Source organism: Microbulbifer mixtoriginis (SeqCode) (assembly GCF_052467705.1).
Map to the genome: position 1 here is coordinate 1,687,045 of NZ_CP174322.1, position 26,423 is coordinate 1,713,467.

At 49.0% G+C, this 26,423-nt stretch carries 21 protein-coding genes; 7 read left to right on the forward strand and 14 right to left on the reverse strand.

Annotation, left to right across the window (positions count from 1 at the left end; genetic code table 11):
• Positions 1–44: 44 nt before the first annotated feature.
• The 3 genes from ACJJIB_RS07425 to ACJJIB_RS07435 all read right to left on the reverse strand — a co-directional run bounded on the left by ACJJIB_RS07425 (position 45) and on the right by ACJJIB_RS07435 (position 7,093).
• A complete protein-coding gene (locus tag ACJJIB_RS07425) occupies positions 45–593 on the reverse strand; it encodes a histidine phosphatase family protein (protein ID WP_444888400.1) in 549 nt (182 codons plus the stop codon).
• Positions 594–603: 10 nt separating this feature from the next.
• A complete protein-coding gene (locus ACJJIB_RS07430) occupies positions 604–2,169 on the reverse strand; it encodes a carboxylesterase/lipase family protein (protein ID WP_444888401.1) in 1,566 nt (521 codons plus the stop codon).
• Positions 2,170–2,710: 541 nt separating this feature from the next.
• On the reverse strand, positions 2,711–7,093 hold the full coding sequence (locus ACJJIB_RS07435; RefSeq protein ID WP_444888402.1) for a CapA family protein: 4,383 nt from the start codon (positions 7,091–7,093) through the stop codon (positions 2,711–2,713).
• Between the two features lie 667 nt (positions 7,094–7,760).
• Here ACJJIB_RS07435 and ACJJIB_RS07440 point away from each other — a divergent pair.
• Positions 7,761–8,939 carry an MFS transporter gene (locus ACJJIB_RS07440; protein ID WP_444888403.1) on the forward strand — a complete coding sequence of 393 codons (1,179 nt, stop codon included), beginning with the start codon at positions 7,761–7,763 and terminating at the stop codon, positions 8,937–8,939.
• A 139-nt stretch (positions 8,940–9,078) separates the two neighbouring features.
• Here the strand turns inward: ACJJIB_RS07440 and ACJJIB_RS07445 are convergent, their stop codons facing one another.
• Entirely contained in the window at positions 9,079–11,115 is a 2,037-nt protein-coding gene (locus tag ACJJIB_RS07445) for an oxidoreductase (RefSeq protein ID WP_444888404.1), read from the reverse strand.
• 212 nt (positions 11,116–11,327) lie between these two features.
• Positions 11,328–12,221 carry a LysR family transcriptional regulator gene (locus ACJJIB_RS07450; protein ID WP_444888405.1) on the reverse strand — a complete coding sequence of 298 codons (894 nt, stop codon included), beginning with the start codon at positions 12,219–12,221 and terminating at the stop codon, positions 11,328–11,330.
• A 108-nt stretch (positions 12,222–12,329) separates the two neighbouring features.
• Between ACJJIB_RS07450 and ACJJIB_RS07455 the strand changes: the two genes are divergently transcribed.
• The 5 genes from ACJJIB_RS07455 (at position 12,330) to ACJJIB_RS07475 (ending at position 16,948) form a co-directional block, all read left to right on the forward strand.
• Entirely contained in the window at positions 12,330–13,007 is a 678-nt protein-coding gene (locus ACJJIB_RS07455) for a histidine phosphatase family protein (RefSeq protein ID WP_444888406.1), read from the forward strand.
• 35 nt (positions 13,008–13,042) lie between these two features.
• Complete coding sequence (locus ACJJIB_RS07460; protein ID WP_444888407.1) at positions 13,043–14,275, forward strand: acyl-CoA dehydrogenase family protein; 1,233 nt, start codon at positions 13,043–13,045, stop codon at positions 14,273–14,275.
• On the forward strand, positions 14,268–15,323 hold the full coding sequence (locus tag ACJJIB_RS07465) for a phosphotransferase (RefSeq protein WP_444888408.1): 1,056 nt from the start codon (positions 14,268–14,270) through the stop codon (positions 15,321–15,323). The genes ACJJIB_RS07460 and ACJJIB_RS07465 overlap by 8 nt, the downstream gene beginning before the upstream one ends.
• Positions 15,324–15,393: 70 nt before the next feature.
• Positions 15,394–16,170: an SDR family oxidoreductase gene (locus ACJJIB_RS07470; protein WP_444888409.1), complete on the forward strand. Its 777-nt coding sequence runs from the start codon at positions 15,394–15,396 to the stop codon at positions 16,168–16,170.
• 1 nt (position 16,171) lies between these two features.
• Complete coding sequence (locus tag ACJJIB_RS07475) at positions 16,172–16,948, forward strand: SDR family NAD(P)-dependent oxidoreductase (RefSeq protein ID WP_444888410.1); 777 nt, start codon at positions 16,172–16,174, stop codon at positions 16,946–16,948.
• A gap of 162 nt (positions 16,949–17,110) precedes the next feature.
• Here the strand turns inward: ACJJIB_RS07475 and ACJJIB_RS07480 are convergent, their stop codons facing one another.
• From ACJJIB_RS07480 to dinB, 5 genes are all read right to left on the reverse strand, one after another.
• Positions 17,111–17,875, reverse strand: a complete 765-nt coding sequence (locus tag ACJJIB_RS07480) for a transporter substrate-binding domain-containing protein (RefSeq protein WP_444888411.1) — start codon at positions 17,873–17,875, stop codon at positions 17,111–17,113.
• A 492-nt stretch (positions 17,876–18,367) separates the two neighbouring features.
• Entirely contained in the window at positions 18,368–18,916 is a 549-nt protein-coding gene (locus ACJJIB_RS07485; RefSeq protein WP_444888412.1) for a hypothetical protein, read from the reverse strand.
• 71 nt (positions 18,917–18,987) lie between these two features.
• Positions 18,988–19,437 carry a hypothetical protein gene (locus tag ACJJIB_RS07490; RefSeq protein ID WP_444888413.1) on the reverse strand — a complete coding sequence of 150 codons (450 nt, stop codon included), beginning with the start codon at positions 19,435–19,437 and terminating at the stop codon, positions 18,988–18,990.
• Positions 19,438–19,450: 13 nt separating this feature from the next.
• Entirely contained in the window at positions 19,451–19,972 is a 522-nt protein-coding gene (locus tag ACJJIB_RS07495) for an RNA polymerase sigma factor (RefSeq protein WP_252085112.1), read from the reverse strand.
• Between the two features lie 445 nt (positions 19,973–20,417).
• On the reverse strand, positions 20,418–21,497 hold the full coding sequence (gene dinB / locus ACJJIB_RS07500) for a DNA polymerase IV (protein ID WP_252085113.1): 1,080 nt from the start codon (positions 21,495–21,497) through the stop codon (positions 20,418–20,420).
• Between the two features lie 85 nt (positions 21,498–21,582).
• Here dinB and ACJJIB_RS07505 point away from each other — a divergent pair, with 85 nt between their 5' ends.
• Positions 21,583–22,125 (forward strand): carboxymuconolactone decarboxylase family protein, encoded by a 543-nt coding sequence (locus ACJJIB_RS07505; protein ID WP_252085114.1) that lies wholly within the window; start codon positions 21,583–21,585, stop codon positions 22,123–22,125.
• A gap of 44 nt (positions 22,126–22,169) precedes the next feature.
• On the opposite strand, the gene ACJJIB_RS07510 is transcribed toward ACJJIB_RS07505, so the two are convergent.
• From ACJJIB_RS07510 to mutS, 4 genes are all read right to left on the reverse strand, one after another.
• A complete protein-coding gene (locus ACJJIB_RS07510; RefSeq protein ID WP_252085115.1) occupies positions 22,170–22,337 on the reverse strand; it encodes a DUF1328 domain-containing protein in 168 nt (55 codons plus the stop codon).
• Between the two features lie 90 nt (positions 22,338–22,427).
• Entirely contained in the window at positions 22,428–23,096 is a 669-nt protein-coding gene (locus tag ACJJIB_RS07515) for a polysaccharide deacetylase family protein (protein ID WP_444888414.1), read from the reverse strand.
• 66 nt (positions 23,097–23,162) lie between these two features.
• Positions 23,163–23,486 carry a ferredoxin FdxA gene (gene fdxA / locus ACJJIB_RS07520; RefSeq protein ID WP_252085117.1) on the reverse strand — a complete coding sequence of 108 codons (324 nt, stop codon included), beginning with the start codon at positions 23,484–23,486 and terminating at the stop codon, positions 23,163–23,165.
• Between the two features lie 137 nt (positions 23,487–23,623).
• Positions 23,624–26,284, reverse strand: a complete 2,661-nt coding sequence (gene mutS, locus ACJJIB_RS07525) for a DNA mismatch repair protein MutS (RefSeq protein WP_444888415.1) — start codon at positions 26,282–26,284, stop codon at positions 23,624–23,626.
• Between the last annotated feature and the right edge of the window lie 139 nt (positions 26,285–26,423).

Genomic DNA, 26,423 nt, shown 5'->3' on the forward strand with positions numbered 1-26,423 from the left:
AATTGCCCCATTTGTGACTTGAGCGTGAAGTACTCTAAATTTCTTTATAATATTGGTCTTATCCGCTCGCTGCCAAGTCTAACTAAGTTAAGTTTTTCGTTGAGTAGTTTTAGTTCGGTAATGGATGTATAGTCAGGACGGAATTGCTGAATTTTAGAGTTATCTAGAACATGTGCTACTACAGAATTGATTACCATAAAGTGGCAAAATACTATAGTGTCTTCTTGAACACTTAAAAGATAGTGAATGATTCCGTCACGCCACTTCTTTTGTTGTGTATTGTTGGGGTCCCAATTCTGATCTAATAAAGAACGTAGCCAAGGTAAGCGTTGTTGTAGTGTGACCCCTTTGGGTGTAGGGATTTCGCTGACTCTGTTTTCTAAAGTAACGATTTTCCTCCACTTCTCTGCTAAAGGTTGTGCAGTTTGCTGTGCGCGTAGTTTAGGACTACTAACTATATTGAGATCCGTATTTTCAGTGAAACTTTGAGCTAAAGTTGTGGCTTGTTTATGTCCCAAGGTGGTGAGAGTTGGGTCAGGTATTAGAGGACCTTTTGCGGCCTCACCATGACGGGCAAGTAGAATTTTTATCATGCTTTTGATTTTATAGGTATTTATTTAAGGCTTCATTGGGAATATCTTGCCATAAGTTGAGTAAATCCGTGGCATTAAATTCTCTAGAGGTTGAATTTTGGCCTAATCGCTTACTGTTGGTGCCTGAATAGACAGCCCAATCCCCTCCAGGAGTACCTATTTCAGCAAAGCTAAGCCAGGATCCCTGAATAGAGGCGCTGAGCAGATGGGCCTCGGTTTCTCCACCGTACAGCATCTTAAGAGAATCTTCGCCATGGGTTCCAAATACATAGCCGAGCTCTACTGCATGACAAGCCCCTAACAGAGGTTGAGAGGCAAGGGGTTGTGTGAAATGGTAGTGAAAACAATTACCGGGATATCCATTGAGATGCCTGAGGCCTGGGAGGGTAAATACCATATCTGTAAGCATTAGATTCCAGGTTTTACTCCATATTGGCCAATGATTATCTTTAGTTATAGAGGCTTGTTGATAATAATAATTGATAATGGGTTTTAGCTTGTCTTCAGGAATTAACCACTCTAGGTGTTTACAAATCTTTTGATAAGTAAGTGTATATATTTCCGGATTGGATGCACTAAATAAATTCCATTCTTCTAGATTGCTTCCTAAAAGGAGTGGGAGGCCTTTTTCTGTTGGTTTTCTACTAAGTTTTGTATCTTCTATAAGTTTATAGTCAATAACGGGTTTAAACGGAAGTTTTCCCCATTTTTGATGTAGCTGTGTAGCTTCTAGAATTTTTTTCTGTGCTTGTAAAAGTTCTTTTGCTGTATAGTGATAAAGTGATTTTCCTTTACTTGTTTTCCTGAGATGAAAAGTAAAGGCTTCTGCCATCTGGTTTGCCTGCTCGATAGAGTGAAGGGCTCTGGGGTGGCCGCTTTGCACAATGGCACGGGCATATAATCCTTGGCATTCAGAAATATTCAAAATAGAGGCGATACTCATAGCGCCTGCAGACTCGCCAAAAAGTGTAATATTGTCTGGGTCTCCACCAAATACGGAGATGTTATTCTTTACCCACTTAAGTGCGGCAATTTGATCCAGAATGCCCTCATTACCGGTAGAGGGAATCTCGCTGATGTCCTTGAGGCGTAAAAACCCAAAAGAGCCTAGTCGATAGTTGAATGTAATGATGATGGCCCTGCCACTGGCAGCTAAGTAACTACCATTGTAAATAGGTTGACAGCCAGAGCCCATATAGAAAGATCCCCCATGAATCCAGAACATAACTGGAAGCTTCTGTGAGGGGTTGACTGGGGGAGAAAAAATGTTGAGATGTAAACATTCCTCCCGCTCAGGAATTTCGCCATCTCGTCCTCGGACTTCCATTAATGTGGATGGGTTTTGCGCAGCCGGCATGCCGAATTCTTCTGCATGATATGGAGTTGTCCAGGGGGGGAGCTCCTCAGGAGGACTCCAGCGTAGTTCTCCTACGGGGGGGCGGGCATAAGGTATCCCAAGAAACTTATGGATCCCCAATTTCAAATCACTTTTACCGATGATGGGGCCAGAGCTAGTTTCTATTATTGGCGTCAGATTTTTATTTAAGTGTTTGCCAATATCTGGATCCTTAGTCATTTCTGGCGCCCCTATCTCTAAAGCGAAATCTCAGATTTGTTTTTTAGTGTGAATGGTTGCATGACTGTTACAGGCTCAACTGAAATCATATTTACAAAAAGGCGCTGTTGGGGAGTGCATACTTCTACCCTGAGTGTAATTTTAATGAGGTGAATTATAATTTAGTCAGCGGATTGCTGGCGGTGGGGTATTAGCTGTCTATTAGTCTGAGGTTTGTTTAGATTAGGGTTTTGAAGGATGATTAGTCATGGGGGAGTGCACTGCTGGTCGGGTATTAAGCGATGGCCTTAAGAAGTGGTTGGAGATTTCATGAATTTTATGTTGCAAGCTGATTGGTCATGTTACATTCATAAAAAATTCATATTTTCAAATTTCTTGTCTTTGAAAACGCTGACTTCACTATTTATAACGTTTATGAGAAACATACCTCGTTTGAGATAATTTGCCCCACTTTTTAGTCGCTTGTTATTCTTATGAGATTGAAGATCTTCATGCGTTCCCTTAATGAGGACCACTGTAACTTAGTTTGTGTGTTTAGTGATCATATCCAGTTGATATATTGTGGTGGAGAGATGGTTGCTTGTTGCTTGGGCTTCGCATTCAAATTGATTTTTTGAAGTTTAGAGACTGCCTCTTCAATATTGCCATTCATTGCATAGATGATACTAATTACTGCTGCTATGCGATATAAAACTTCGTTACTTGAGTTTGGTAAACTTATCTCTAATTCTCGGTTTGGCAACTGTAGGGAAACCGAGTTATCATTGTCGTTTGCGCATATTTTATTGATACGGACTTCGGCATTAGTGCTTTCCCCAAATAGAATAACTCTTCGAGCGTGTTTCTTAGCCTTTTTGAATATATAGTCAAAGCATTGAAGGTGTTCTCCAACTATTGCAATAGCAGGACCGGTTAAACCTTCAAAGATCCGGGAGCACAATTTGGCCATGTCGGCTACTGAAGTTGCCATTTGGTTAGTGGACGGTAAATCAATTTCAGTAATTAAAGATATTGTCGGTTTAATACGATGTGTAATTGGCCCAGGCTTCATACTGAGGGCACTTTGCGTAACTTCAATAATCGCAGCTTCATGATCCTTATTTAGACTGGCCAACACACATGGGGCTGCTATGCATGAATTGTCTGCACCGGAATTGGTTAGAACTTTATCCTTTGGACCAAGTGTATGTGTGATCATGTTTCGTATAGGAAGCCCCTCTGATGTTCCAGTAATAGCAATGACTTCACCATCGAAACGCTCGCGGGCTGCAAAACCTAGCTCTATGATCGTCTTAAGAGGGTCATCCACCTTTAACACTGGCAGTCCTTTAGGCAGTCCGGGGATAGGGCGTGAGACTATTGCTCCGGCAATTCGGTCAGCAAACGATGGTAGTTTTTTATGAGAATCCCAGAATTTTGCTGAGACCTTCGGAATCGGCGCATGGTAGGAGCGATCCAAGTTTGTATGTGCAACGAAGAGAACTGGCTCTGATGATGCTTCAATAAGTCCACTATCTGAAACTACACTGCTTACGAACCACTCTTTATCTTTAGGGGGAGGTTCCAGCCAGGTGCCTCCAGAGATAGTGGCCAGCTGTTCTGCATTCCAAGTTTGCCCAGGTAGATGATCATAAATAATGTCTGGAAACTTGGTTCTATAAACTGGAATTTTGCTCTTTTGGTATTCACGTTGCGGAGTGAGGCTTAGTTTGCTCATTACTCCTGGAATAGGTATTGGCTTGATTTTAGTTTTATTGGAAATCAAACCGACATATAGATGTAGCTCCGCATCACTAAGATCTCTGCTTGCAGGGGCTCTAAGCCCAAAAAAATCGCGGTAAATCGTGTTGGGCTCCCAGTGGCTAGTGGGGAGCTGCCAGTCACAGGGGTCGTGGTCCATAGAGGTTCCCCAGCAGGGCATGGAACTCTGCAAAGTTGGTATAGCGCGGAAGTCCAGTCTGAAGTCCTCAGAGAGTTTACTTTCGATTTTCCAAAAGGACTCCACCCATAGCATCTGCCGGGATATTAGCTCTCTAGGAGTTAATTTAACCCCCAGTAGCACTAGAGGGCCAATTTTTTGGGGGGGGATTTGGGCATCAACAGGTACCGAAGGAACCTGCCATTGGGGGTTTATTGGGCGTTTTGCCAATATCTTTTCTTGCCGATAAGTGGTTTTCCTACTAATAGAGAGTTTTCCTGCCAGGCGTGAGGGCGGAGTAAGCTTTAGATTGGCTGTGCCGTCTTCACATAAATGGAGTTGAGTTCCCAGTGACAAACAAATTTGGGAAAACCTTTTACAGTGTGCTTTAGCAGCTTCACCATATAACTGCTTTGAGTAGCCAAAACCAGCTTCAACAGGAGCAAATGTAATTTGCTCAATGCCACTGGTACTTAGATGCAGGCGAAAAACGCCACTATCGGACACGCTTTCACGGATACAATCAAAGAGTAAGTCCCCGGCACCGTGGATAATAGGGCGCTGTTGATAGAGTTCTATACCTTGTAGATTGTAACTGCCAGAGCCCAGAATACCATCTGCGCCAGCCTCTATAATTTTGTGGGCTGCGATGACTTGCTGCGGACAGGGTTGAGCCTTATGGTTTGCTTCCCAGTGCACGGCTACCAGAACCACCTGGGCTTTCTTGCGAGCTGCAGTAATAAGGGGCCGCAGAGTGTCGTACCATAGCTCTGGTACTGATAGGGGGAGGTGAGCACAACCAGGATGCGTGGGGCCGGCAGCATAACGAGGCTGGGTGGCATCAAGAGAGAATATCGCTACATTGATATTTCCAGCAGGTCTGATTACAGGGCTGAGTGCCTCCTCTAGATTCCTGCCGGAACCTGAATGTCCAATCCCTGTGCAATCAAGCCACTGCCCCTGTTCCATTAATGCGGCAGGCCCATAATCGCCACTGTGATTGTTAGCAGTACAGGCTATATCTATTCCTGCATTAATGAGTATGGACAGCATCTCTGGTCTAGCGCGGTAATAACATGGGGAGGCCTCTCCCTTTGGAATACCCTGCTCACCGCTAGTGGCGATCACGCACTCCAGATTGATAACGCTGAGATCGGCATTATTCATTGCTGGGACATGCCCCAGAACCTGTTCAATGCCCAGCTGGGCTGTACGGTAGTGTTGTCTGCGCCCCAGATTTACATCACCGCCCCAGGCAATCACTGGCCGATCTTGAGCGACAGAGGGCGCGGTGGCTTGCCCATCAGTAATGATTTTGGAATGGTATAGATTGGCGGTAGCCCCTGTTTTTTTAGGTGCTTGGGATAAAAGATATTTCCTATAGGCGATCAAGCTAGAAAGACAATGACTCACTTCGTCTAATCTGACCCTGAAGTTTTCATGACGAGTAAAAAAACTGCCAGTGACTCTCGTCGGATTCTTAAAGAACATGGCAATCTCAGGCCAAAAATAGCCGTTTAATAGGTGATTGGCCCTACCATGTAATGCACGATAAAAGTGTTCAAGATCAATTTGGTCCAGTAGATATTGATATGCCTCTTGGGTGATTAGATCCGAGATCATCTTTGCCGCAGCCACCATTAACTCGAGTAACCTTGGGGATGCAGTTATATGCTTCTCGACAAAGTCCAGAATACTGACAAAGTTACGGATACCGAACTGATAGTATTTCTCCTTCGGCCTATAAATCGTGAGCAGGTTTACACAGTGGCTCACCCAGTGATCGTGAGTGCGCCAGTGCTCAGTCGCTATAAAATGATCCAAGCTTTTCTCTACCAGCGTTAACCAGCGCGGATTCTTATCCCAGCCATAAAGGCATATTAATGCGAAAGCTGCTTTACCCAGAGGGTTATTCGAGGCCGGCTGTTGATGTTTAATGGTGAGAGAAGAAAACTCCAGAACAAGGGGAAGCTGCCCACTGTCCAGGCTCTGTATAAATTTTATGCCCCTGGCTAATTGCTCCATCAGGTCTGCATAAGTCCTGCACTGCAAAGCCTCAGAATATTTAACCAGGGCTAATAGGCTTGCCGCGTTACTAGCTAGGTTGATTTCACTATGCTGTTCTACCCAAAAGGCAGCGACTTCACTTGTGTTTGGGAAAGTTATTTGGATTAATTTAGAGGTAAGATATTTCAATGCCTCCTCTATGGATTCCAATAGAGAATACTCTTTGGTGACTTCCCAGGCCTCAACCATCGCGCAGATGCTACTTGCGTGGCATAAGTTTTTGTCATTGATGATCTCTTGATCGAAACAGGCATGCCATCCATAGTGAAAATACCCACTGGGCTTTACCTGACCAGCTAGATAATGGCTGCTACTTTCAATAATCTTTGTAACATTCTGGCTATCCAGCTCTTCAATAGCCCGGCGTCCAGTATTCAATCCCGATTCATATAGGCACAAAGGCTCCAGTTCTTTTTCGCAAAAAAGCCCTGCAGTGGTCAGAAGTACAATGCTTCGTTCATCGGAGAAATCCAGATCTTCTTGCTGGTTAAAACGTTTCTTGAAGTATGAAGTAAAATTCTTTTCATTGAGGAATCCATGCTCGATTTTATCGCCGCCATGTAGCATGGCATTCCCGTTAAGCTCTTGTTCGAGAAAAGCAAATTTGCAATCGACATCCAATGCAAGGCCATAGCGGAAGTAGGAGCGCTTGGTGTCCTGGAGAAATTCATGTAAACCGGCAAGAGTCATTGTGCTCCTGCGGGTAACCCAATCTACCCGTAGCCAGCAGGGTTCTATTTTGGAGCTTTTAGCTGCCCTACGGGTAATTTCAGTGAGAGTCTGCCAAGCGCTTGGGAAGTCCTTAGCATGGGTGTGCCGTACTTGAGCTCGTTGCTTGGCGTCACTGATAGAAAAAAAAAGCGTATAGGGTGGGCTGAGATCACGCAGTGCCCGTTCTACCATGGGGCGTGCTCGTCTAAGCATGCTGGATAGGGACATGTCGCTGTTATTCTCTGTGGATCGGGGTGACGGCTACATTATTCGTATAGCTTTACTGGGTAACTAAAAGAGGACTTTCCTGCTGGAGTATAGACATGCGAACAGATTCTGCTGGTAATGAGAGAAATCTTGCAGGAAAAATCTGATTAGATAAATTTTTTATGAATATAGAAAATTAGGTTTTCAAAACTAATTCACTTGGATAGTATTAGGGATACCGCGCTTAAGAATGGAAGGCACGCAAAGTGCCGAAGGTTCTCACAATTAACCCTTAAGCAACTTAAAAGGGTTAACTCCAGGTTGAATGAGTTTGCAGGTTATACGCTTGCCAATCCCTAAAACCCGAAAGGCGACCCTTTCGGGTTTTTTGTCAGAAAACTATTAACCGACCAATTAAAGATTGGTTCTCGCGGTTGATTACCCTGTCGACTTTTAAGGCGGCACATGGGCGTTAAGTCTGTGCGAAGGGTTGTCCTCCCTGGTTTTGTTTGAATCTTACTACCTGGTGCGGAGCTCAAAGAGTCTTAGAGGACCTTTAGAGAACAAGGAAGAAATAGAAGTGGAGTATTAGGCAATGCGTTGGAATTGGTGGCAGAACCTCAGGGGATTTCCTCCTCTGGTCTGGATAATATTAGTAGGCAGTTTTTTTAGTCGTGGCACTTATTTTATGGTTTGGCCTTTTCTGGCCATTCTTCTTTTCAATAAATTTGAGTTGGGTGCAGCGGAAATTGGCTTGATTCTCAGTGCCTCAGCAATTGGTGCGGCGCTATTGGGCTTTTTTGTGGGGGCCTTGTCTGATCGCTATGGGCGTCGGAATATCCTGCTATTAGGTTCGCTAATAAACTTATGTTCTTTTGCGCTGTTGGCAGTGACCCAGACATTAGCGGGATTTATTCTGGCGATGACTCTTTGCTCAATTGGTCGCGCCGTTTGGGAACCGCCAGCCAGCGCATTGATTGGCGACTTAATGGATAACCAGGCGAGTCGTGAGTTAGCTCTGCAGCTGCGTTACTTCCTTATTAATGCGGGAGCGGCATTAGGGCCCATTGTTGGTGTCTGGGCGGGGCTAAGTGCGCAGCAGTCCACCTTTGGCTTAACTTCTCTCAGTTATCTGCTTTTGGCACTGGCGTTTATTTGGGGATTTGCAAAAACAGAGACGGGTCAGATCGCAAAGAGTAATGGTGATGGTTCTGTCGATTTAGGCAGTACCCTGGCGATATTGCGCAGGGACCAAGTGTTTATGGTGGTGATTGTTGCCAATATCCTCACGATGTTTATCTATGCCCATATGGATTCCAGTCTGGTGCAATATCTGACACGGGCTGAGGCTCCGCGATTGGTTGAGCTGATATCCAGTATGATCTTTGTGAACGCAATGACCATCGTGTTATTGCAGTTTCCACTCATGCAGTTGATGCGCAAGCTGGATATTAATGGGCGAATTATGATCGGGCTGGTGATATTGGCTGCGGCACAAATGTGGTTTGCCCTCAATCCGGTGCACTGGTTTTGGGGCTGGATGGGGGCGACCTTTGTTCTCAGTTTGGCTGAAGCGATTCTCTTTCCAACCATGAGTGTACAGATAGACCGGTTGGCGCCTGAACATTTACGCGGTACCTATTTTGGGGCCTCTTCCTTTTACGCTCTCGGTTGGGCCCTGGCTCCTTTGGCTGGAGGGGTGGTTTTAGAGTGGTGGGGTGGACCGACGCTTTATTGGATGTTGCTGGCGCTTTGCTGTGTCGTATTCGCGCTTTATCGCACAACAGCTTACCTCTCCCGCCCACAGTGGCCGGAGCAGAAAGAGCAGACAATCTCTTCAGGTGAAAGTGCCAAAATCACTGGATAGTTAAAAAGAGGTTTTTCAGATATAGAAATAGATGGTGTCTGTGAGGCATAAAAAACGGGAAATCCAGTAGTAAGAATGGAGTTTCCCGTTCTGATTTGCCTGAGAAAATCCCCGACAAGAATATTGCCGGGGAATTTTTTTAGATCTCTGCAGCGAGGCGTGAGCCTTGGTCAATGGCGCGCTTGGCGTCGAGCTCCGCGGCCTCGTCGGCACCACCGATCAGGTGGGTCTTCACTCCGCGCTCCTGCAGTGCTTCATAGAGTTTGCGAGCAGGTTCCTGGCCAGCGCAGACAATAATGTTATCCACCTCTAGCAATCGCTCTTCATCGCCTACGCGAACATGCAATCCCTGCTCGTCAATTTTGTCGTAAAGAGCACCGGCAATCATCTCAACCTTGCGGTGTTGCAGACTGCCACGGTGAATCCAGCCAGTGGTTTTACCCAGGCCCGCACCCACTTTGGTGGTTTTACGTTGTAGCAGATAAACCTGGCGAGGGGTGCTTACCGCTTCGCGGGGTTTCAGGCCAGAGCGCTGTTCCAGCTCAATATCCACACCCCATTCACTAAAGAACTCTTCTTTATCGCTGGCAACCACTTCCTCTTCGGTGGAGTGGGGGCCGTCGTGAGTCAGGTATTCCGCTACGTCGAAACCGATACCGCCCGCGCCGATAATGGCCACTTTTTCGCCGACTGGTTTCTTATGCTTCAATACGTCCAGATAACCCAGCACCTTGTCGCTCTCAATACCGGGGATCGGTGGAGTGCGCGGCTCGATACCGGTGGCGATTATCACTTCGTCAAAAGACTGCAGGTCTTCTGCGGTAGCGATAGTGTTGAGTTTGACCTCAACGCCAGTCACTTCCAGGCGGCGTTTGAAGTAGCGCAGGGTTTCCTGGAATTCTGCCTTGCCGGGAATCTGCTTGGCGATATTAAACTGGCCACCGACTTTGTCGCTGCCTTCAAACAGGGTTACCTGGTGTCCGCGCTCGGCGGCAACGGTGGAGGCAGCCAAACCAGCGGGGCCGGCACCGATAACAGCAACTTTTTTCACGTTTTCGGTAGGCAGGTAGTTCAACTCAGTCTCATGACAAGCGCGTGGGTTGACCAGGCAGGAGGTGAGCTTCAGCTGGAAGGTGTGATCCAGGCAGGCCTGGTTACAGCCAATACAGGTATTGATTTCATCGGCGCGGCCCTCTGCGGCCTTGTTGACGAAATCGGAATCTGCCAGGAATGGACGCGCCATGGAGATCATATCGGCCTGCCCGGAGGCCAGCACTTCTTCGGCCACTTCCGGCACATTGATGCGGTTACTGGCAACTACCGGGATAGACAGGTGATGTTTCACCTTGGCGGTAATATCGGTAAATGCGGCGCGTGGTACATTGGTGGCGATAGTGGGAACGCGCGCTTCGTGCCAGCCGATACCGGTATTGATAATCGTGGCGCCGGCTTTTTCGATAGCCTGGCCCAGGGCAACTACTTCGTCGAAGTCACTGCCATCTTCCACCAGGTCCAGCATGGACAGGCGGTAGATAATAATAAAGTCTTCGCCAACAGCCTCGCGCACACGGCGAACGACTTCGATCGGCAGGCGGATACGATTCTCGAAGCTGCCGCCCCACTTATCGGTACGCTTGTTGGTGCGCTTTACGATGAACTGGTTAATAAAGTAACCCTCGGAGCCCATGATCTCTACGCCGTCGTAGCCGGCTTCGCGGGCCAGGGTGGCGCAGCGTACGTAATCGTCGATCTGGCCTTCGATTTCCTCACTGGTCAGCTCGCGCGGAGTGAAAGGGTTGATCGGAGCCTGGATGGGGGAGGGGGCAATCAGGTTTTCGTTGTAAGCGTAGCGGCCAGTGTGCAGGATCTGCATACAGATTTTGCCGCCTTCTGCGTGAACGGCCTCGGTTACTTCCCGGTGCTGTTGTGCTTCTTCCGGGGTGTTCATTTTGGAAGCACCCTTGAATACGCCACTCTCTTCGTTGGGCGCGATACCCCCCGTTACAATCAGGCCAACGCCACCGCGGGCGCGCTCAGCGTAGAAGGCCGCCAAACGGGTAAAGCCACCGGGGTGTTCTTCCAGGTTGGTGTGCATGGAGCCCATCAGCACCCGGTTTTTCAGGGTGGTGAAGCCCAGGTCCAGGGGGGCAAGCATATTAGGGTAGGCTTGGGACATGGCAAAATTCTCTTCTTGTAACCTTTGGGGTTCATTTATATATGCAAAAAAGTGCATATTGTTGCCCAGCAGGATAACAAGAGCCTTTGACGCGAAACAGTGACCTTTCCGGTCGAATTCAGTGATCAATTCCTGACGTTTTATTAAGCTATTTGCGTCCCATTCTCATTTGGCGGAAATGCCTGTTTTTAAAGGGGTTTTCGTCTGTTCATTTACACAGCCAAAACCGCCAGAAGCTGCTCTCGCAGCCAGCGATTGGCGGGATCTTCTTGTAGATTTTTGTGCCACAACAGGTGCCAGTCCATCAGGGGTATTTGGAACGGCAGTTCAAATAGACGTGCCGAATACTGACTGGCCAGACTCGCCGGTACGGTTAGAGCCAAATCTGTGCGTAATACGATTAAAGGTGCTACTCGGTAGTGTTGTACACGCAGTTTGATGGTGCGTCGCCGCCCCAGTTTATTCAGAGCTATATCCGCCAGGCCAGGACCCGTGCGCCTACTGGAAACATGGATATGTTCCAGTTGTAAATACTGTTCCAGTGTCAGGCTCGACTCCCCAGCCAAGGGATGCTCATTGCGCAACATACAGAGATAGCGGTCTTGGTGCAGACGTTGTTGTTGTAGCTGGGGTGCTGTTGCCAGAGGGATATCCAGGGCGAAATCCAATGTATTGGCTGCCAGTTCCTTGGCAAGCTGATCCCTGGGAACGTGAAATGACTCTACTGTTACACCCGGTGCTTCTTTTTCCAGGCGCTCTAAGAGAGGCGGCAGCAACAGGGTTTCTGCCATGTCGTTCATAGATAGTCGCAATGTTTTGCGTGCCAGGGCGGGGTTGAATTGGCGGTGCTCATTCAGACTGGTACCCAGTAGGGAAAGGGCCTGCTGCACCCTGGGCATAATGGACTCCGTAACAGGGGTGGGAGTCATGCCGGATGGGCCGCGAATAAATAATGGGTCGTCCAGGGTACGGCGCAGACGTGCCAAGGCATTACTCACTGCCGGCTGGGTGATATGCAACTGCTCAGCGGCTCGGGTGAGGTTGCCCGAGTTATAAATGGCCTCCAGAACCAAGAACAGGTTCATATCCATTTTTTGCAACTGCATCTATGCCTCAATCATAACCAGTGTGAATGATCATATATTCGCACAATAAACTTTGATGATTCAAACGAGAGGACTAGGGTTGGAGTTCCATAAAAAGAGGAACTCGCTGTGGCCGAATCAATCGTGGTGCGCCATGGACAGGCGTCCTTCGGCGCCGATGATTACGACAATCTCTCCGATATCGGCTGGCAGCAATCCCGCTGGCTGGGGGAATACTGGCGGGGCACTGGCCAGAAGTTTGACCGGATTTTCTGCGGCAGCTTGCGCCGTCATCGGCAAACTACCGAGGGTATCTGTGCAGGCCTTGGCATCGACTTAGAGGGCCACTTGACGGTGGTTCCCCAATTGAATGAGTTCGACTTCCTTGAAGTAGCTCGCCTCTACAGTGAGAAAAAACCCACAGCTACCCCGGGCCCCAATGCACCCCGTGCCGACTTTTACCGCTTTCTAATGCAGGGCATGCTCGCCTGGTGTGCAGGGGAAATTGCACCGGCAGAGAGTTGGCAGGCATTCGAAAATCGCATTCGTGAAGTTTTGGATTTAATCAGCGATAGCCCCAAAGGCAGTAAAACTCTGGTGGTCAGTTCCGGTGGGGCTATTGCCATGATGGTGCGGCAGGTATTGGGCGGTCCCCCCGAGTCGGTGATCAAACTCAATATGCAGATACAGAATACCGGCACTACCCGTTTTTTCTCTAGCGCAGGGCAGGGGCTCAGCTTGAACAGTTTTAATCACGTGCCTCATTTGGAGAGAGATGAGCGCCACACTTCCGTGACTTACAGCTGAATTAAAACCTACAACACAATTAAAGGTGAAAAGACATGGAGTTTGAATATTCAGAAAAGGTACAGGGCCTGTTGGAGCGGCTCAAAAACTTTATGCAGGAATATGTGTATCCCGCTGAGAGTACCTATATACAGCAGTTGCAGGATGACCCCTGGGGCGAGCCCCCTATTATGGAGGCTTTAAAAGAAAAAGCCCGTGAGGCTGAGCTGTGGAATTTATTCTTACCCGATTCCCGCTATGGTGCCGGCCTTACAAACTTGGAATATGCGCCTTTGGCGGAGGAGATGGGGAAGGTCTTATTTGCCTCAGAAATTTTTAATTGCAGCGCTCCGGATACCGGCAATATGGAAGTGCTGGCCCAGTACGGATCGGAAGCGCAGCGGGAAACCTGGCTGAGGCCATTGCTGGAGGGCAATATTCGCTCGGCATTCGCCATGACTGAACCCAAGGTGGCCTCCTCCGATGCTACGAATATTGAAACTTCTATCGTGCGCGATGACGATGAATATGTGATTAATGGTCATAAATTTTATATTAGTGGCCTGATGAATAAGCGCTGTAAGGTCATGATTGTGATGGGCAAGACCGATCCCACTAATCCGGATCGGCATCGACAGCAATCGCAAATCCTGGTTCCTACAGATACCCCTGGGGTAAAAATAATTCGGCCCATGCAGGTATTTGGCTACGACGATGCTCCGGAAGGTCATGCGGAAGTGATTTTTGAGAATGTTCGGGTGCCTGCGTCTAATCTGATTTTCGGAGAAGGGCGTGGTTTTGAAATTGCCCAGGGGCGTTTGGGACCGGGCAGAATCCACCATTGTATGCGTCTGATTGGCCAGGCCCAGCGCGCCCTGGAAATGATGGCAGGCCGCGCGGAAAATCGTATTGTGTTTGGTCGCCCGATGAGCAAGCAGGGCTCAGTGCGGGAGGATATTGCCAGATCTGCCTGTGAAATTGAGCAGGCACGTTTGCTAACTTTAAAAGCTGCGGCGCAAATGGATCGACTTGGCAATAAAGCGGCCAAAGACCTGATTGCCATGATTAAAATTGTTGCACCGCAAATGGCCTGTAAGGTGATTGACCGCGCTATCCAGATTCACGGTGCGGCAGGGTTGAGCCAGGACTATAGCTTGGCCCACCACTATGCTTACGCGCGGACTATCCGTTTAGCCGATGGACCAGATCAAGTACATATGATGCAGCTGGGGCGCAACTTGGCTGCCCGTTATGCCGCAGAGACTGCACAGGGAGAGGAGCATGTCTGAAACCGTAAAGGAGTCACGTAACTCAGTGGAAGCTTTGCCGCTGGAAAAGTTGCAGGAATACCTCAGCGCAAATGTTGAAGGTTTTTCCGGGCCACTGAAAGTCAGTAAATTTTCCGGCGGTCAATCCAATCCCACCTTTAAGCTGGAAACGCCTTCAAATACCTATGTATTGCGTCGGCAACCCCCGGGAAAACTATTGAAATCTGCTCACGCAGTGGATCGTGAGTACCGTGTTATGTCTGCACTGGCAGATACCGATGTACCGGTGCCCAAAGTTTTTCATTTATGTGAAGACCGGGATCTGATCGGCTCCATGTTTTACCTGATGGAATACTGTGAGGGGCGGATTTTCTGGAATGCGGCAATTCCTGAGGTAGATGCTCCTGCGCGCAGTGCTATGTACGATGAAATGAATCGGGTGCTCGCCGCATTACATAGTCTCAACATCGACGCCATGGGCTTATCCGATTACGGCCGCCCGGGAAACTATTTTCAGCGGCAGCTGGAACGCTGGACGGGGCAATACCGGGCTTCCGAGACACAGCCTATTGCGGCGATGGAAGAGTTGATTGAATGGCTTGGCAGTGCGCTCCCAGAAGACGATGGTCGGATAGCTCTAGTGCACGGTGATTACCGCCTCGACAATATGATTTTCCACCCTAAAGAACCCAAAGTGATCGCCCTGCTGGATTGGGAGCTTTCTACGTTGGGCCACCCATTTGCCGATCTTGCCTATCAGTGCATGCAAATGCGTATGCCTGCTGGGGGTGACAAGATGTCCGGCCTGTTGGGGCTGGATATCGCCTCGCTGGGTATCCCCTCTGAACAGGCCTATGTGGCCAAGTATTGTGAGCGTATGGGGATTGAGGGCATTGACCACTGGCCTTTTTATTTGGCGTTTAGTTTTTTCCGTTTAGCGGCGATAGTTCAGGGCGTGGCCAAACGCGCACAGGATGGCAACGCCTCTAATCGCAATGCGGCGAGCCTCGGCGCCCTGGTAGCGCCACTGGCACAAACGGCAATGAGCATTGCCAGTGAGGCGAGTTAGTTAGAAGGTCATCTCGATACAATTTATTTCGCTTTTTATTGTGCTTTGGAAAAATGATAAGGATAAAAAAATGGTAAAGAATCTTTTTGATCTCACCGGAAAAATTGCTCTGGTAACCGGTGCTAGCCGGGGTATTGGTGAGGCAATTGCAAAACTTTTGGCAGAGCAGGGCGCCCATGTGCTGGTATCCAGCCGAAAAATTGAAGGCTGTCAGGCTGTTGCCGATGCGATTGTCGATGCCGACGGTAAAGCGGAAGCGGTGCCTTGCCATATCGGCAATATGGAAGATATCCAGAAAATGTTTTCTGATGTCCGTGAACGCTTTGGGCGGCTGGATATCCTAATTAACAATGCGGCTACCAACCCCTATTTTGGTCATATCCTTGATACCGACCTCGCTGCTTTTGAAAAAACGGTTGAAGTGAATATTCGTGGCTATTTCTTTATGTCTGTGGAAGCGGGCAAGTTGATGCGTGAGCAGGGTGGTGGTGTGATTGTGAATACTGCCTCGGTCAATGCCCTGCAGCCTGGTGTGGGGCAGGGAATCTATTCCATCACCAAGGCGGCAGTAGTCAATATGACCAAAGCCTTTGCCAAGGAGTGTGCCCAGTTCAATATCCGTGTTAATGCCCTATTGCCTGGGCTGACCAAAACCAAGTTTGCCGGGGCACTCTTCACCCACGAGGATATTTATAAAACCGCAATCGGCCATATCCCTATGCACCGTCACGCTGAGCCTGAGGAGATGGCGGGTACAGTACTCTACTTAGTTTCCAACGCCTCCAGTTACACCACGGGCGAATGCGTAGTGGTGGATGGCGGAATGACTTCCTGTGGGGGAATTTAATATGCAAGATCCAATATTGGATTTCGACAACCAGGTTGCCCTAATTACCGGCGCCGCCAGTGGTTTTGGCAAACTGCTGTCTAAAGAGTTGGGATCTCGCGGAGCGCGCTTGGTACTTGGAGATATTAATGAAGAGGGCCTGATGCAACTCGCTGATGACCTGGGTAGTGATGGTATCCAGGTGCGCGCTCAACGTTGCGATGTTTCCTCTGAAGCGGATTGTGTCGCTCTGGTGCGACTGGCCGAGTCTGAGTTCGGTGGCCTGAATATGGCGGTTAATAATGCCGGTATCGCTCCGCCGATGATGTCCCTGAAGCAGACTGACGAAGCGATGATGGACCATCAATACAATGTAAACCTGAAGGGCGTATTTTTCGGTCTCAAACACCAGCTGCCATTAATGAAAGATCGTGGCGGTGTGGTTCTCAATGTTTCCTCTATGGCTGGGCTGGGGGGTGCACCCAAAATTGCCTCCTATGCTGCCGCCAAGCATGGGGTTATTGGGCTGACCAAAACTGCAGCAATGGAAAACGCCAAGTACGGTATTCGGGTGAATGCCATTTGCCCATTCTATTGCCTGACGCCAATGGTGACCTCTGTGGAGGCCCCAGGGGCCAGCCCGGAAGAGGTACAGGCTTTTCTCGCCGAAGGTTGTCCGATGAAGCGTCTTGGTGAGCCGGAAGAAGTAGTAGCGGCTATGTTAATGCTCCTCTCTCCGAAGATGACTTATGTTACCGGCCAGGCACTGGCTGTGGATGGCGGTTTATCGGCTTATTGATAGCTGAGGTGAATCAAAATAGGTGCTGTTAATACCTGCACTGCCACCCCTGAAGATTTATTGCCGAGCAAGGGAGGAGGCAGATAGGTGTTAACAGCCCACAACCTGATATTTTTTTGGTTGATGAAAACCAGTCCGTGATGGAGAATCCTAAAAGCAAGCTTATTGCGAAAGGTTTTTGCAGATGTTGGCTTCTGGTGCAACGCTATATCGCTTTAGGAGAGCTTCGTATATTCCTTTATTGCATAGCTGTCTGAGACCGTGATTGAAGACATCTCTGTCTGCTTTGTTTTTAAATGCCATTTTAAATGTCAGAACAGGTACAACGATTGTATGGATATCGACCTCATTCATAGAGTGGCCATCTTTAGAGGAGAAATAAGAAAAAATACTTTTATCAATAATTATAATTGAGTTGTCTTCCCTCCAGAATTCCCTTACCTGATCTTGAGAGCTTTCTAATTCTACATAATTCTTTGCACCTATCTTTCCAGGAGAGAAGAGCTTGCTAAATTCTGGCCCAAGATCCTTGTGTGCTCCTGTCCAGGTTATTACGTGGTGTCCTACTAGATCCTTTAGTTGATTGATTTTAATTTGATCTTTTTTTCGGCTGATTGCGTAGTTGATAAATGCTATATAGTCATTTGAATAATAGAGGTCTCCATTGGTTCCGTGTACGTTCGCTTCGGCCTCTGCCATACCTCGCTCTATTGCTCCAAGAATCTCCCCCCAGCCCATTTGGATAAATGAGATGGTGTAATCTGGAAGAGACTGGGTGATGACATCGACTTCTAACCCACTCTTCGCCTGATTGATGACATAGGGGGGGGCATCCTGAGATATGGCAATTTTCAATTCTTTGGCGTGGCTTGAGAAGGCGAAGCAGATCAGGAGTAGGCTAAGATGCGATAATATTTTTGATGGCATATTGATTTCACTTGCTTAGCGGATATCTGAGGTTAATAGGGTAATGTAGATATATTAGGCTAAAGACAATATTTTGTTTGATATGGAGTTTTTGTCTTTTTTTCTAAGGGGGCAAAGGAATATGAGTCTTCGATGTAATAAGTTATTAATGAAGATAGTGTTCTAAAGGGAATATTCAAAGTAAAAATTGATTTCTAAAGAGAATATGGGAAGTCTTAAAGGCGCTGGGAGAGACTCTATAAGAAGATTAGAAATTACTCAGCGATGAATTAACTGTTTCCCGAAGTGAATCATGGGTAAACCATCTATTGATATGAACCCAGAAGCAGCCAAGAAACCAGTTTGGGAGTAGATGGCTGAAATTAAGTTATTGCTTATGCTGAAGAAAACTGCTGGGGTTTATGAGTAGGTTATCCTTCTGCTCTGTCTGGGGTTTTAAGGATGAAGAATTTTTTGTTGCTACTTTTTATTGCTGTCTTTGAGTTTAAGAAGTCAGAGCGAAGCAAGAGATTGACGGACGATGTTTAAATGGGAAACCGGCATCCCTCTTCTAAAGAATGCACCGGTAAAGTCAATTTCTTGAACTTTGATAAAGCTAGAGACTAGTGGGCTTCCCCAGTAGGGATTTGTTCCCCACCAGCCATATCGACCAGCGCTTCTGGGGTTTCTCTGCAGAAAATTGATCGCTTGCTGAACATTGTCATATCTGAGATAAAAAATTCTATTATCGAAGACACTATGTGCATCGAAGATTATCAGGTGGTTTAGGGATATACCTTTGCGACCGAGTAAATTGGCCAGGTTGATGGCCGTGGTTCCCCCACGGCTGTAGCCAAGCAGTAATAAGTGCTTCTGCTGTAGAGATGCCTCCACTAAAAAATCCCGGGCTTTACTTTTTTCAGTTGGACCGAACATGGCCCCGCCCATTTCGGTAACCCAAGCCCTCAAAGCTTGGTTATCACCGGCATTGGAGCCACCCGCGCCATAGATGCCCACTACGGCCAGCTCACTCTTTGTAACTTTATTGTTTATAAGTGTCATTTTGCACTGCAACGACACTGATACTTAAGTGTAGAAATAGACGTAGCACACTGGTAAGAGAGCTACTGTTTCTATGGCAGAATCCGACAGCGTTTCTGCGCTGCCTTACGCAGTTCTCGGGGTAAGACCGGTTCCGCAATATTATTTTGTTGTTGGCGCCATTCTTGGCAAAGAGCAACATAGTTTTCGGCACTAACCTGGCTGCGTAATGTTCGCCATGGGTCTTCCTTTACTTCAGGTTCTGGCCGAGGAGGTTGCCACTGGGCAATTTCCTGAGTGGTTAGTTGAATCTCATGATTCTGAGTCATAGCGGGGGTTCGGGCACCAAGGTGCTGTGCCGGATGTACCAACATTAAAAAAGCGGTCACCAAAGCACAACTCAGGGAGGCTCCGGATAAGATTCGGCCTATATCCTTTTTCGGTTGATAGCCTTTTGCCTGTAATAAGATTCCACTGTCTAACTGTTGCGGTGAGGTAAAAGCTGACGCCTCTTCGCGGTATTGGTGCTCCCAGTTACTCATGCTTCTACCTCAATCACTCTTTTATGGCCTCCACTTGCCAGGGTTTTGCTTGAGATCCGTAGATCAGGGTTTCAATTTGTTGTCGAGCCAACTGGTAATACTCTCGACATTTTTTCAGTGAAATACGCTCTATATCCGCTACTGAGGCCAGGGAGAGTTTGCACTCCATATGCAGTAGCAATACGTTGCGCTGAAGCTTGGGGAGTTTTTGAATAGCTGCGACAACCTTACTCTCACTGGTTAATGCCTCAGATTGTGTAGTGCTGTCTACGTGTTCCCGCAGAGCTTTGTTGACTTGAATAAACAGCCAGTTTCTAAATAGCCGGCCATGAAGTTGCGGAGGGTTCTGTAAGATATTTTCCCACAGGGCCTGTAGCAACTGTGTGGTTGAAGAGGGTGCCATTTGTACGCAGTAGCGATAGAGAGCGTCTTTGTGGCGGTTATACAGTGGCTCAAATACAGCAAGACTGCGTTTCTCCCGGTAATGCTCGAGCAGTTTTTCATCAGAAAATTGTTGGAACGCTTTGCGAGACAAAGTGTTGTGCCTCCGTACGCAGTGAACCCGAAAGCCAGAGGTGGCTTAGGTCTGGATTTATGCGTCGTTGATCATAAAAATTGTAGTCGGTTTAGACATTAAATTTTTTATCCAAGTGAACAACTTTGGGTGCCTATTGCTTTTAGATCCGCCCAAGTTCTCTTGGCCTGCGAAGTATAGATGCCCCTGCTTAGCCAGGGCTTACAGAGGGTAACGGGTAACGCCATAACTTGATGAACGGTCGTTTGGCGCTTTAAACCTTTTTCTGAGGGGTAATTGGCGCGCAATGAATTTTTTTGACTCAAAAATTCTCTTAATAAAGAGTGTTTTCTTTAAAATTGTCGATGTTCGCTTTGTTTGAAAATATGACAGAAAAAATGCGACCGGTTCTGCGGGGGCAGGGCAAACTATTTATAAAAAATAATTTGCTTGAGAAGTCTCCCGGTTAGTGATGTGTCGGCAAATCCGGCAGTGGTAGAGGCAGTTGTAAGGGACCGTGTTCGGCGCGCAGATCTGTTAGCCTCAGACCTACGCCAAGCAGGCGAATGGGAGTCGATCGTTTATCCCAGCATTCCTGCAGTAACTGGCGAAATTCAGAAATTCGACCTGCGCGACTATTGCGTTCATGAGTACTCTGGGAAAAGTCAGCATATTTTACCTTTACGGTGGCACCATTTACCTCATAACGATCGCCGAGTTTTTCCAGGCGTTCCAGCAGTCGCGTATACAGGTGAGTCATTTCCTCCAACCATTCGTTAAACTCACAGAGATCCTTGTTAAAGGTGCGCTCCACACTGACACTCTTGCGAGAGCCATCTCCACTCACTGGGCGATCGTCGATGCCGCGGCTCAGTTCATAGAGACGGCGCCCAAACTTCCCAAAGGTTTTACTCAACTCCACCTGGGAATAGCGCCTGAGGTCGGCACAGGTGTGAATTCCTTGGCGGTGCATTTTCTCTGCTGTTACTCGGCCCACACCATGGATTTTGTTCACCGGTAAACGCAATACGAATTGATCTACTTCCTCTGGCGTGATTACCGTGAGTCCATCGGGTTTACGCCAGTCACTGGCGATCTTGGCCAGGAACTTGTTTGGGGCGACGCCGGCTGAGATCGTAATGCCAAGGGTCTCTCTCACTCTTTGGCGGATCTCCTCCGCCATTAATGTAGCGCTACCGTGGCAGCGCCCACTATTACTGACATCTAGAAAAGCCTCATCCAGCGAAAGGGGCTCAATATCGTCACAGTAATCGAGGAAAATTTCGCGGATCTGCTGACTGACTTCACGGTATTTGGCCATGTTGCCGGGTACTACAATCAAGTCAGGGCAGAGTTTTTTGGCCTGGGCGGTTGGCATGGCGGAGCGCACGCCGTAACTGCGAGCTTCATAATTGCATGTAGAGATTACCCCGCGGCGGTCACTGCTACCACCTACGGCTAGTGGGCGCCCGCGAAGATTGGGATCGTCTCGCATTTCGACCGAAGCGTAAAAACAATCACAGTCGCAGTGGATAATCTTTCTCATGCTGTGATTATATACAGTGTTTTATGGCGCCAGGAAGTTATTTCTGCCACTAGACAGAGCCGGTTTGACAACGGATAGGTGAACGATGAGTAGCATTCCTTTAGTGGAGACCCCTGATTCAGATGAAGCCATCAGGGTATTTGCAGAAATTCAGGATGAGCTGGGTGGGATTCCCAGCCTGTTTAGGATTTATGCCCACCACCAAGGACTGCTGCTAGCTAATTGGCAGAAGTTCAAGGCAGTGATGTTACACGGCTGTCTTTCCGCCCAGCTGAAGGAGGCTATTGGCTTGGCGGTCTCTGCGGATAATCACTGCGACTATGGCATTTACCACCACAGTACCTCCCTGCAAATGCTCGGGGTAACCCCCGATGAAGTCATGCGTATTCGCACAGACCCAAAGAATGTGCACTTTTCCGAGAAGGAGCATGCACTGTTTGACCTAGCTCGCAACGCCAATACATCCCCAGACGATCACCGGCAGCACCTGATCGCTGAGGCACGCAAGCTGGGAGCGGGGGATGATGAGTTATTGGAAGCCTTGGGGGTTATGGAGCTGGTGCTGGGCTTCAACCACCTGGCAGAAGTGCTGGACCTGGTACCAACCAGAACGCCCCACCAAAAATAACCCCGGTGAATTACCGGGGTTAAATCTTGTATAGCGCAAGGGTGCTACTTGGGTGGCCGGCCCCTGCCAAAAATCAATGTCAGGACAAAAAGCACAATAAAGATGAAGAAGAGGATTTTAGCGATTTCTGTCGCTGTGGTGGCGATACCACTGAAACCGAAAAATGCGGCTATCAGTGCAATAACCAGGAAAATAATGGCCCAACGTAGCATAGTGGTCTCCAGTTAAGATAGAGGGAACCGGTTGCAAAACTTTGGGGGCAGACTCCCAATCCCTTAATTGGTAGTGAATGGAGTCGGTAATTACAAATTTCTATCACCGCCAGTATCTGTGACCTTATCCAGGCTAACAAAGTAAAACCCTTGTTTCGTGGTCTGTGCATGGATGAGAGGTAGTGCTGCTGCCACCTCCTTACCATGCGCATACATTGGGTGCAGCATTACCACGCTGCCGTCTTTGGCATTCTGAACTATGTAGTCGGCGATGAGCTCGGGCCTGCTCATATCCACATGCAGGTGAGGCTCCAGGTCCCATTGAGCCAACTCGAAATTTTGTGCAGCCAGAAGGCTGCCAAGCTCTTCAGAGATACGTCCAAAAGGGGGCAGGATCGCCGGTTTTTCTCGATAGCCATGATGCTGTAAAAGCAGACAGGTCTTTTTAATCTCTGCTTTGGCACTACTCAAAGGTAGATTTGCCAAGTCGACATAGGAGTAACCGTGACTTCCCACCTGGTGGCCGGCACGCACTATGGCGTGTGTTTGATTGGGATAACGCTCCATATCCTTGCCAACCAGAAAGAAAGTTGCGGGTATTTGCAGGGCTTCAAGCTGGTGTAACAGAGATTCGGTTATGCCCGGCACAGGCCCGCCACTAAAAGCCAGGGCAATACGTTTTTTCTCTTCGGGTTCTGCCAGTACTGCCAGAGACAGGCATAGGAAAATGCTCGATACCGTAAATATTATTATTCTCATTTAATGCGGCAATTTTATCTGGACCAGAAAAGAAAAAAGCCGTCAGAGACGGCTTTTTGTGCTTTGCTATCGCTCGAGAAGGTCGAGCTTGCCTTTCTTGCCATCCCACTCTTCGGCATCGGGTAGCGGGTCTTTTTTCTCGGTGATATTTGGCCAAACCTCGGCGAGTTCGGCATTCAACTCGATGTATTCCTGTTGATCATCGGGTACTTCGTCCTCAGAGAAAATCGCATTGGCGGGGCACTCCGGCTCGCACAGGGCGCAGTCGATACACTCGTCGGGATGGATCACTAGAAAGTTAGGGCCTTCGTAAAAACAGTCTACCGGGCAAACCTCTACACAGTCGGTGTATTTGCACTTAATGCAGTTTTCCCCAATTACGAATGTCATGATTGTCCCTCAATAGTGCACTGATTCTTTCGTGCACGGATTCTATCAATTACTGGCGCGAATTGTAGTGGCTTTTCAGTCGATTTAGTTCACTGTTTATAACAAGTTGCACTGGGCGACAATTGCCGCCCGGCCTTTTACTTCAATAACTTGCGTAAAGCATAGAGCGCTTCCAGGGCCTGGCGCGGGGTCAAATCGTCTGGGTCCAGCTCCTCCAGCGCATCCACTGCCGGGTGGCTGGGACTGCCGAACAGATCGACCTGTTGGGGAGAATCAGATTGAGTTGGTGCTGAGAGTACTGGCGCTATAGTCGTTTCCGTTGCCTGCTCAGGTGCTTGAGTGGAATCGGGAGTCGCTACGGGTACATCTACTGACTGGGCGCCGGCCTCCAAGGCCGCCAAGCGAGTACGGGCCTCTGTGAGTACATCGGCGGGAATCCCCGCCAACTTGGCCACCTGCAAACCGTAACTTTTGGATGCGGGTCCCTCCTGAATGCGGTGCAGGAAGACGATGCCCTCACCGTGCTCCGTGGCGTCCAAGTGGATGTTGGCTGCTTCGGCACATTGATTGGGTAGATCGGTCAGCTCGAAGTAATGGGTGGCGAACAAGGTGAAGGCGCGCACTTCTCCGGCCAGGTAATGAGCGCAGGCCCAGGCCAGGGAAAGACCATCATAGGTACTGGTGCCGCGGCCGATTTCATCCATCAGCACCAGGCTGTGTTCACTGGCATTGCGCAGGATATTAGCGGTCTCGGTCATTTCCACCATAAAGGTGGAGCGGCCACCGGCCAGGTCATCGGCACTGCCGATACGGGTAAAGATGCGATCCAGCAGACCGATCTGGGCGCTGTCTGCTGGGACATAGCTGCCGCAGTGCGCCAGCAGGGCAATCAGCGCAGTCTGGCGCATATAGGTAGATTTACCACCCATATTCGGGCCGGTAATGACCAGCATACGGCGATCGTCGCGCAGCTCGATATCGTTGGCGACAAAGGGTTCGTCCAATACCTGTTCCACCACAGGGTGACGTCCACCGGTGATATGCAGGCCAGGATCGGTGCCCAGCTCAGGGCGGCACAGGCGCAGGTTGTCGGCACGTTCAGCCAAGCAGGCCAGAACATCCAATTCAGAAATACCAGCCGCAGCGGCTTGCAGCTCAGCCAGAGACTCATTCAGTTGATTAATCAGCGCCTCATAGAGGGCCTTCTCTCGCGCCAGGGCGCGGCTTTTGGCTGAAAGTGCCTTGTCTTCGAACTCTTTTAATTCGGGAGTAATAAAGCGTTCGGCATTCTTCAGGGTTTGGCGGCGGATATATTCCGCCGGTGCCTTGTCACTCTGTCCACGGCTGATTTCAATAAAGTAGCCGTGGACCCGGTTGTAACCCACCTTCAATGTGGGGATACCGGTGCGCTCTTTTTCGCGCAGTTCCAGCTGTACCAGGTAATCCCCTGCGTTCTCACTGATAGCGCGCAGCTCATCCAGCTCTTCATCGTAGCCGGTGGCGATTACGCCGCCATCACGTATCACGACAGGCGGATTTTCAATAATCGCTTTTTGCAGCAACTCAACGGTTTCAGGCCATTCACCGATCTGACCGCATAACTCTCGTATTAGAGTGGCATTTGATTCATTTAGCTGATGTTGGATTTCGGGGAACTGTGCCAGGGACTGACCCAGCCTTGCCAGGTCGCGGGGGCGTGCGGAACGCAGTGCCAGGCGGCCTAGAATGCGCTCCATATCACCCACGGGTTTGAGGGCGTCACGCAGGGGCTCGAAACCATACTCTTCAATCAATGCAGCAATGGCATCCTGGCGGTTGCGCAGGGTAGTGAGCTGGCGCAGCGGGTTGTTCAGCCAGCGGCGCAGCAGGCGACTACCCATGGCGGTTTTACAGCTGTCGAGAACCGACAGCAGGGTATTATCATCGCCGCCATTCAGGTTCAGATCGATTTCCAGATTGCGACGGCTGGCGCCATCCAGGGCCACGGTTTCATCGCCGCTTTCGGTGTGCAGGCCGCGAATGTGTGGCAGCTCAGTGCGCTGGGTATCCCGTGCATATTGCAGCAGGCAGCCAGCGGCCACTATGGCGCCGTGCATATGACTGCAACCAAAGGCTTCCAGGTTCATGGTGCCAAATTGTTGATTGAGCAGGCGCAGGGCGGTTTCCAGCTCGAACTCCCAAGGCGCACGGCGGCGTACACCGGCACGGCGTTCAATTTCCACTGGCAAAGAGAGGTCTTCTGGCGCGAGTAGCTCAGCCGGGTTATGGCGCTGAACCTGCTCGGCCAGGGCTTCCAGAGAATCTGTTTCCTGAACCACAAAACGACCGGTTGCCAGGTCCAGCAGTGCCAGGCCAAATACATCGCCCAAGTGCGAAATAGCAGCCAGGAGGTTATCGCGGCGATCGTTGAGAAGTGCCTCGTCCGTGACCGTGCCCGGAGTAACAATACGTACTACCTGGCGCTCAACCGGCCCTTTGCTGGTGGCGGGATCACCGATTTGTTCACAGATGGCAACGGAAACACCAGCTTTAATCAGCCGCGCCAAGTAGCCCTCAGCTGCATGGTAGGGAATACCGGCCATGGGTATAGGCTCACCCCCGGACTTGCCACGCGCAGTAAGAGTGACATCCAACAGCTCAGCTGCCTTCTTGGCATCATCAAAGAACAGCTCGTAAAAGTCCCCCATACGATAGAACACCAGCTCTTGGGGATGCTGGGCCTTGATGCGCATGTATTGCTGCATCATGGGGGTGTGTTCGGGTTTCGCGGCCTTAGTCTTGTTTGCGGTTTTTGGCATTTTTCTCTAAGAAAATCAGTAAGTTACAAAAGTGTTCGCAAACCCCAAGAGCTCCGCAGGAGTGGCGGTCGGCTCAGATTGGGGTAGGGGGCAGGTTTCCTGGGGGCTTAATGAGCAGAAGCGTTCGATCAAATAATGA

Coding starts and splice junctions, on each gene's coding strand:
- ACJJIB_RS07425 (WP_444888400.1), bottom strand. CDS start 593: ATGATAAAAATTCTACTTGCCCGTCATGGTGAGGCCGCAAAAGGTCCT.
- ACJJIB_RS07430 (WP_444888401.1), bottom strand. CDS start 2,169: ATGACTAAGGATCCAGATATTGGCAAACACTTAAATAAAAATCTGACG.
- ACJJIB_RS07435 (WP_444888402.1), bottom strand. CDS start 7,093: ATGTCCCTATCCAGCATGCTTAGACGAGCACGCCCCATGGTAGAACGG.
- ACJJIB_RS07440 (WP_444888403.1), top strand. CDS start 7,761: ATGGTTTGGCCTTTTCTGGCCATTCTTCTTTTCAATAAATTTGAGTTG.
- ACJJIB_RS07445 (WP_444888404.1), bottom strand. CDS start 11,115: ATGTCCCAAGCCTACCCTAATATGCTTGCCCCCCTGGACCTGGGCTTC.
- ACJJIB_RS07450 (WP_444888405.1), bottom strand. CDS start 12,221: ATGCAGTTGCAAAAAATGGATATGAACCTGTTCTTGGTTCTGGAGGCC.
- ACJJIB_RS07460 (WP_444888407.1), top strand. CDS start 13,043: ATGGAGTTTGAATATTCAGAAAAGGTACAGGGCCTGTTGGAGCGGCTC.
- ACJJIB_RS07465 (WP_444888408.1), top strand. CDS start 14,268: ATGTCTGAAACCGTAAAGGAGTCACGTAACTCAGTGGAAGCTTTGCCG.
- ACJJIB_RS07470 (WP_444888409.1), top strand. CDS start 15,394: ATGGTAAAGAATCTTTTTGATCTCACCGGAAAAATTGCTCTGGTAACC.
- ACJJIB_RS07475 (WP_444888410.1), top strand. CDS start 16,172: ATGCAAGATCCAATATTGGATTTCGACAACCAGGTTGCCCTAATTACC.
- ACJJIB_RS07480 (WP_444888411.1), bottom strand. CDS start 17,875: ATGCCATCAAAAATATTATCGCATCTTAGCCTACTCCTGATCTGCTTC.
- ACJJIB_RS07485 (WP_444888412.1), bottom strand. CDS start 18,916: ATGACACTTATAAACAATAAAGTTACAAAGAGTGAGCTGGCCGTAGTG.
- ACJJIB_RS07490 (WP_444888413.1), bottom strand. CDS start 19,437: ATGAGTAACTGGGAGCACCAATACCGCGAAGAGGCGTCAGCTTTTACC.
- dinB (WP_252085113.1), bottom strand. CDS start 21,497: ATGAGAAAGATTATCCACTGCGACTGTGATTGTTTTTACGCTTCGGTC.
- ACJJIB_RS07505 (WP_252085114.1), top strand. CDS start 21,583: ATGAGTAGCATTCCTTTAGTGGAGACCCCTGATTCAGATGAAGCCATC.
- ACJJIB_RS07510 (WP_252085115.1), bottom strand. CDS start 22,337: ATGCTACGTTGGGCCATTATTTTCCTGGTTATTGCACTGATAGCCGCA.
- ACJJIB_RS07515 (WP_444888414.1), bottom strand. CDS start 23,096: ATGAGAATAATAATATTTACGGTATCGAGCATTTTCCTATGCCTGTCT.
- fdxA (WP_252085117.1), bottom strand. CDS start 23,486: ATGACATTCGTAATTGGGGAAAACTGCATTAAGTGCAAATACACCGAC.
- mutS (WP_444888415.1), bottom strand. CDS start 26,284: ATGCCAAAAACCGCAAACAAGACTAAGGCCGCGAAACCCGAACACACC.